The organism is Acidovorax sp. LjRoot204, from assembly GCF_056175785.1.
On record NZ_JBGFFF010000193.1, the window covers coordinates 1 to 6,969 of the forward strand.

A 6,969-nucleotide genomic window follows, 5' to 3' on the forward strand; every position below is an offset into this window, starting at 1 on the left:
CGCCTCTGTGCGGGCTTTTGCTATTAATAGTGTAGCTATTGAGGCATGAATCCCTAGCGCATCACCCGTTTTTGGCCTGTATTTCCGCTGGCGGGCATCAAGATGTCGCCCGACGGCCGCGTGGTGAGCGAGGCAGAATGGACCGCACGCAAGGCCGAATGGCTGCCCACGCCCGAAGACTTCGCGTTTGTGGCGTCGTTGATGGGCCGTGTGGTCGAGCCGGGCAAGTTTGCCGGCTGGATCKCGCCSCCSGTSATGGGCATCAACCGCCAGCCGGTGGATTTYGAGTACGTGCGTTTTAATTGATCGCCGCTGAGTTGCCCGTGCCGCATTCGCCCCTGGCAAGATGGCACGAGCGGCCCGGCGAAGCGGGCTCTGCGTTGTGGCACACCGAATGCCTCCACTGTATGCAAGGTCCCAGCACTGGTAGCCGGATATTGCTCGAAGAATGAATATGGACACCCACACGCTGATCGACAACGGCATCCTGAAGCAGCATCTGATCGACCCGGAGATCTGCATTCGCTGCAACACCTGCGAGGCCACCTGTCCGGTCAACGCGATCACGCACGACGACAACAACTACGTGGTGCGAGCCGATGTGTGCAACGGCTGCATGGCCTGCATCTCGCCCTGCCCCACGGGTTCCATCGACAACTGGCGTGCGGTGCCAGTGGCCCGTGCCTACACCGTTGAGGAACAGTTCAGCTGGGAAGAACTGCCGGGCGAGCTTGCCCCCCATGAACTGGTCGCAGCAGACGGAGAGCCAGCCACAGAGGTAACGGCGCTGCAGCAAGCCCCCGAGGCGCCTGCTGAGCCGGGCACGCAGGTGTTTCGCTCCGCCCAGTACGGAGCCACGGTACCGCCCTGGTCTGCAGCCCATCCCTACACCAATCTTTTTCCGCCCAAAAACCCGACCACGGCCACCGTGGTCGGGAACTTCAATTGCACCGAGGCGGGTTTTGAGAGCGAGACCCACCATGTGGTGCTCGACTTCGGCAGCATGCCGTTCCCCGTGCTGGAAGGGCAATCGATTGGCATCATCCCGCCGGGCGCCGATGCGCTGGGCAAACCCCATCACGCGCGCCARTACTCGGTGGCCAGCCCGCGCAACGGCGARCGSCCCGGCTACAACAACSTSKCGCTSACCGTGAAGCGCGTGACCGTGGACCACGATGGCAACCCTGTGCGAGGCGTTGCCTCCAACTATGTTTGCGATCTGAAGGTGGGCGACAAGGTGCAGGTGGTGGGGCCGTTCGGCAGTAGCTTCCTCATGCCCAACCACCCGCGATCGCACATCGTGATGATCTGCACCGGCACCGGCAGCGCTCCCATGCGCGCCATGACCGAGTGGCGGCGCAGGCTACGCAASAGCGGCAAGTTYGARGGCGGCAAGCTCWTGCTGTTCTTCGGCGCRCGCACGCAGCAGGARCTGCCSTACTTCGGSCCSCTGCARWSSCTGCCCAAGGAYTTYATCGACATCAACCTSGCKTTCTCSCGCACGCCSGGSCARCCCARGCGCTAYGTGCAAGACCTGATGCGCGAGCGCGCCGCCGACCTGCTGGCCCTGCTGCGCGATGACAACAGCCACTTCTACGTSTGCGGSCTCAAGRGCATGGAAGAAGGCGTGGTGATGGCGCTGCGTGACATCGCCCAGGAGGCGGGGCTGAGCTGGGACGCCCTGGGTGGGACGCTTCAGCGCGAAGGGCGACTGCATCTGGAGACGTACTGAGGCGGGCATGGCATCGGCCTGAGCCAAACTCAAGCCATGGCGCCCCCCCAAAAAGGCCCATTGGCCGGGCCTCGAGGCGCTGCATGGAGCCCTTTCCCTTGTGTAACAGCTGCAACGCCGGAGGCTGACTGGCAGACTGGTCTGTCRTTCCTGCGAAAATAGCGGGCTTTGCCTTCGGGAGGACTCCTTCCCCCGATGCACGCGCCGCCGGACCGTCCCGCCCGGCCGTGCCCACCCAGTGCACAGCCTTCACGGGATGACCCAACACCACCGACTCAACAGCTCACGCCTCGTGGTCCTGCTCCAGCAATGGACGCGGGAAGCCAGCGAGCGGGCCGCGCCTCCGCTACCAGCAGCCAAGCCCCCCGATGTGGCAGAGCAGCTGAGCCTATGGCTGGGAACCGTGGACGCCGTCCAGCTCAGCCGGGCGCTGCACGCGATCGAGAAGCTGCCATCGCAGGCGGCGACTGCACAGCACCCGGCAATGGCGCTGAACATGACGGTACTCGCCGGCCTGGTAGCGAAGGTTCAGGCCGACCTCGAAGTGCAGCTGGCCACGAGGCCCACTGCACCCAAGCCACTGCGGGCCCGGGCGGACAACACCCCCGTGGAACTGCCCGACCCGAGGGTGGACACGGATTTCGCCACCCACGCGCCACGCTATCTGGACCTGCAAAAGCAGATGGAGCTGCGGCTGCAGCCCCTGCGGGCACAGTTGCGCCAGGCGATCGCACAAGGTGCCCCCAGATTGCGCCAGGTGGCGGCGCTGGACGCTGTGATGGAGCGCATGCTGGCACCGCGTGAACAACGGCTGTGGGCCTTGCTACCCGCGCACCTGGAGCGCCGTATGGCGCACCGCCACCGGCAACACCAGCACAGGCTGACCACCCAAGGGTTGACCGATGAGCCTGCGCGCTGGCGGCAGGCCGGAGGCTGGCTGTGGGCCTTCGAGCGCGACATGCAGGCCCTACTTGCCGCAGAGCTGCAAACGCGCATGGAACCGATCACGGGACTGCTGGAAGCAGCACAGAACGACACAACAGGACAACAGGAATGAACAAGAGTGTGATGACAGCCATCTTCGCTGCGGGCCTTGCAGCCGCTGGCTGGGTGGGCTGGGGTTTTGTGGGCCACAGCCCGCTGGCACTGGCAATGACGGTGATGATCGCCGCCACCTACCTGCTGGGAGCTTGGGAGCTGATGCGCTATCGCGCGGCCACCGCCTTGCTGACGCGTGCGCTAGAGGCCCATCAAGAGCCCCCTGCCCTGGATGCCTGGCTGGAAAGCCTCGACCCCGCACTGCGCCACCCGGTTCGCCAACGTATCGAAGGAGAGCGTGTAGCCCTGCCTGGCCCTGCACTCACGCCTTACCTGGTGGGGCTGCTGGTCATGCTGGGCATGCTGGGCACCTTCGTGGGCATGGTGGTGACATTCCACGGCGCCGTGTTCGCCCTGGAGGCCTCCGGCAACCTGGAATCCATCCGCAATGCACTGGCTGCGCCCATCAAGGGGCTGGGTCTGTCGTTCGGCACGTCCGTCGCGGGGGTCGCCACATCGGCCGCACTGGGCTTGTTGTCCGCCCTGAGCCRCCGAGAGAGGCTGCAGGCGGTGCGCCAGCTGGATGCGCGCATCCCCACGCTATTCCGTGCCTTCTCGTCCGCCCAACGGCGCGAGGACACCTTGCTGGCCCTGCAAGCGCAGGCCCAGGCCCTGCCCCTGATTGCCGATCGCCTGCAAGCCATGATGGAAGGACTGGAGCGCCGCCACAGCCAGCTCAACGACCAGCTGCTGGCGCAACAGCAGGGGTTTCATCAAGAGGCATCTGCCGCCTACACCCAATTGGCGCAGTCCGTGGGTACATCGCTGCAAGACAGCCTGAGCACCAGTGCCCAGCAGGCCACCGCCGCCATGCGCCCGGTGGTGGAACAGGCCATGGCAACGCTGGCACAAGAGTCCCAGCGCACCCACGAGCGGCTGCGAGAGCACACAGGCCAGCAGCTGCAAAGCCTCAGTGCGCAATGGGAGGGCACGGCACGCAAGGTGGCCGACACCTGGGCCCAGGCGCTCGACCAGCAGTCGAACACACAGGGCGCGCTGACTACCCAATTTGAGGTTGCAGTGCAAAAGCTCACGCAGACTTTCGACGAACGATCGAAAACACTGCTGGACTCCCTGCACGTATCGGCTGCACAGCAACAAGCTGCCCTGGCGGAGTCCGACCAGCGGCGACTGCAAGGCTGGGAGCACTCCATGCAGGACATGGCTCGCAACCTGGCCAGCGAATGGCATCAAGCGGGCAACCAGACGCTGGCCCAGCAGCAGGAGGTGGGCCAGGTCTTGGAGCGCACCGCACAGCAGATGGACCGGCAATTGCAAGCCACCACCCAGGCATTTGCACAACAGGCCGAAGCCCTGGTCACCACACTGCAGGCGACGGTAGCCGAAGCCCACGGTGCGCAGCGCGCTGCGGATACGCAGCGGCTCGCCGACTGGACGCAGTCCATGCACGAGATGGCCCAGAAACTCAGCGGCGAATGGCAAAGCGCAGGGGCACAAACTGCCGAACAGCACCAGACAACCGGCGCGGCACTCGCCCAAGCAGCCCAGCAGCTGGAGCACCGCCTGCAGTCAGCCAACAACGCATTTGAAGAACGCTCCGAGGCCTTGCTGGCTGCATTGCAAAGCACCGTCACCGATGCTCAGCAGGCGCAGCGCGACGCCGATGCGCAACGGCTGGCAGGCTGGAGCCAGTCCCTGGAGAGACTGGCCCACACGCTCAGCGCTGAATGGCAGCGCGCAGCCACACAGACCGTGGAACAACAGCGCGCCCTGATGCAGACCCTGGAAGACACCGCCACGCAAGTGAGTCTGCGACTGAACGCCCAGGTGGACCGTACATTGGGCAGCGCCACCGCGCTGATGGAGCAATCCGACGCCCTGCTGCGCACACGCATCGACAACGAAGCGCAATGGGTGCAAGCCCAGGGTCAACGCATGGATGCGCTGACCCTGGTGTGGCGCGAGGAACTGACCACCCTGCGCGATGCAGAAGCCGCGCGCGGACAGGCGGCAGTGGACCGCCTGGATACTCTGCAAGCCGCCGTGGCAGAGCACCTGGCCACCCTGGGCGCTGCGCTGGAAGCCCCCCTGACGCGCCTGCTGCAGACCGCCTCCGACGTGCCGCAAGCGGCGGCCGAAGTCATTACCCAGTTGCGACAGGAAATGACACGCCTGGGCGAACGCGACAACCTCGCACTGGCCGAGCGCACGGCCATGACACAGCAGCTGGGCAGCCTGCTGCAGTCCGTGAACGAAGCCGCTGTGCAGCAGCGCGCGGCCATTGACGCACTGGTGGGTTCCGCCGCCGAGGTGCTCGAACAGGCGGGCCAGCAGTTTGCACAGGCCCTGGGCGCACAGGCGGGCAAGGTGGACGAAGTGGCAGCGCAGGTTGCGGCCAGCGCCATCGAGTTGTCCAGCCTGGGGGAATCCTTCCAGCACGGCGTCGGCCTGTTCAGTGCCAGCAACGAGAAGCTCGTGGAGAGCCTGCAAGGCATGGAGGACGCCCTTCGCGAGTCCATGGGCCGCAGCGACGAACAGCTGGCGTACTACGTGGCGCAGGCCCGCGAGGTGATTGACCTGAGCATCAGCGCACAACAAGGCATCGTGGAAGACCTGCGTCGACTGCATGGCAAGGCCACGGCAGAACAAGGGGTGCCCGCGTGACCGGCGTGGACGACACCCTGGATGATGCTACCGACCAGACGGCACCGGTGTGGGCCGTCTTCGGCGATCTGATGGCAGGGCTGCTGGGTGCGTTTGTACTGATCCTCGTGGGCGTGCTGGTGGTGCAGATCGACCTGGTGGCCAACCTTCAGCAGGAAGTGCAAAAGCGCCAGATGGAAGAGCAGCGGCGCATGGCGCTTGAGAAGGCCCTGGCCATTCCGCTGGCCAGCGGGCGCGTGACGGTGAACAACGGGCGCATTGGTATCAGCGGCAGCGTGCTGTTTGCCACCGGTTCGGACGAACTGCGTGCCGAGGGACGGCAACTGCTCAAGAGTCTGGTTCAGCCGTTGGGGGTTTACTTGCGGGAGCGCGACGAAATGCTGATGGTCAGCGGCTTCACCGACAACACCGCGCTGCTGCGCGGCAGCCAGAAGCGTTTTGCGGACAACCTGGAGCTTTCAGCCCAGCGTGCACTCACCGTGACCCGGGCTCTGATTGACGAGGGCATGCCATCGTCCCAGGTGTTCGCCGCAGCCTTCGGCGCCGAACAACCCGTGGCTGACAACAGCGACGAAAAAGGCCGTGCACAAAACCGCCGGGTGGAGATGGCCCCAGTCCCCAAGGCCGCCAACACCCGGTCCACCGAGTCTCCCCGCGCACCATGACAGATCACCGTCTGGAGGCATTGCGTGCAGTTGGCGCGCACCACAACGACCCCGCGCGTTTTCACTACCTGGAGATCCTGGCGCGCCGCCTGCCTGGCCAATCAGCGGCCGTGCAGCGGCTGTTGGCGCACAAGCTCGATACGGCGTTGGCGAGCTACCCCGAAAGCCCGCCCCACACACCTCCATCACAGGGCAACCAACGCCCCGCCCCTGCAGCGTCTGCGCTGGCACAACTGAACCAAACCCTGGGAACCCCTCGGCGCAGCATCGCCAGGGACGACCCCTTTGCGATGGACAGCGCTCCATTGCCCACGCTCAAAAGCGTGCGCCATTTCAGCGAGGTCTGGTCGCACATCGCCGCCGAGCAGCAGGTGGTGCAGGCCCTGCACAGGGGGCCTGAGAACGCCGGGCCACTCAACGCCCACAAGCTGATGCTGCGCTCACTGAACCTGATGCGCTCCCTGTCCCCCGACTATCTGCGCCATTTCATGGCGCAAATGAACACCTTACTGTGGCTGGATCAGGCAAGCACCCGAGCCACAAGCCCCGCTCCGCGTTCGGTGCGCAAGACACGCAACAAGCCATAGACCGATAGATCCGCAGGCCTGTAACCAGAGCACAAGCCACTGCTGTGTAGTCCCCGGCCCAACGCCCGGGGCGAGGGAAACCGGCGCTTCGGCGCCTCCAACCGCTGACGCGAAACGTCACAGTACGTGGCCCAGCCATTGTTTTCAAAACTGGAACAGTTAGTTTGCGACTGGGCGGTTTTTCCCTGAACACCATCGGCGTACAGTTCATCCCATCGATGAGCCGAACCCGCAAGGCGACTCACCGAACCCGGTTCAGGAA

The 6,969-nt window shown here is 65.0% G+C and carries 5 protein-coding genes and 1 pseudogene; all 6 read left to right on the forward strand.

Features of this window, described 5'->3' with window-relative positions; translation table 11 throughout:
* Positions 1 to 87 precede the first annotated feature (87 nt).
* Positions 88 to 306 (forward strand): annotated as a pseudogene (locus tag AC04MI_RS22020) (benzoyl-CoA 2,3-epoxidase subunit BoxB); the annotation flags it as partial.
* A 148-nt stretch (positions 307 to 454) separates the two neighbouring features.
* Positions 455 to 1,732, forward strand: coding sequence for a benzoyl-CoA 2,3-epoxidase subunit BoxA (gene boxA, locus AC04MI_RS22025; protein ID WP_476498702.1), 1,278 nt, complete (start codon positions 455 to 457; stop codon positions 1,730 to 1,732).
* Between the two features lie 256 nt (positions 1,733 to 1,988).
* The gene (locus tag AC04MI_RS22030; RefSeq protein ID WP_436077576.1) at positions 1,989 to 2,789 is read left to right on the forward strand and encodes a DUF3348 family protein; all 801 of its coding nucleotides are present in this window, start codon (positions 1,989 to 1,991) and stop codon (positions 2,787 to 2,789) included.
* The gene (locus AC04MI_RS22035; protein ID WP_476498703.1) at positions 2,786 to 5,455 is read left to right on the forward strand and encodes a DUF802 domain-containing protein; all 2,670 of its coding nucleotides are present in this window, start codon (positions 2,786 to 2,788) and stop codon (positions 5,453 to 5,455) included. The genes AC04MI_RS22030 and AC04MI_RS22035 overlap by 4 nt, the downstream gene beginning before the upstream one ends.
* Positions 5,452 to 6,120, forward strand: coding sequence for an OmpA family protein (locus tag AC04MI_RS22040; RefSeq protein ID WP_436077574.1), 669 nt, complete (start codon positions 5,452 to 5,454; stop codon positions 6,118 to 6,120). Before AC04MI_RS22035 ends, AC04MI_RS22040 begins: the two co-directional genes overlap by 4 nt.
* Positions 6,117 to 6,707 (forward strand): DUF2894 domain-containing protein, encoded by a 591-nt coding sequence (locus AC04MI_RS22045; RefSeq protein WP_436077573.1) that lies wholly within the window; start codon positions 6,117 to 6,119, stop codon positions 6,705 to 6,707. Before AC04MI_RS22040 ends, AC04MI_RS22045 begins: the two co-directional genes overlap by 4 nt.
* Positions 6,708 to 6,969 lie beyond the last annotated feature (262 nt).

Bases quoted from the DNA above. Each gene is read 5' to 3' on its own strand.
- AC04MI_RS22030 (WP_436077576.1), top strand. From the start codon at position 1,989: ATGACCCAACACCACCGACTCAACAGCTCACGCCTCGTGGTCCTGCTC.
- AC04MI_RS22045 (WP_436077573.1), top strand. From the start codon at position 6,117: ATGACAGATCACCGTCTGGAGGCATTGCGTGCAGTTGGCGCGCACCAC.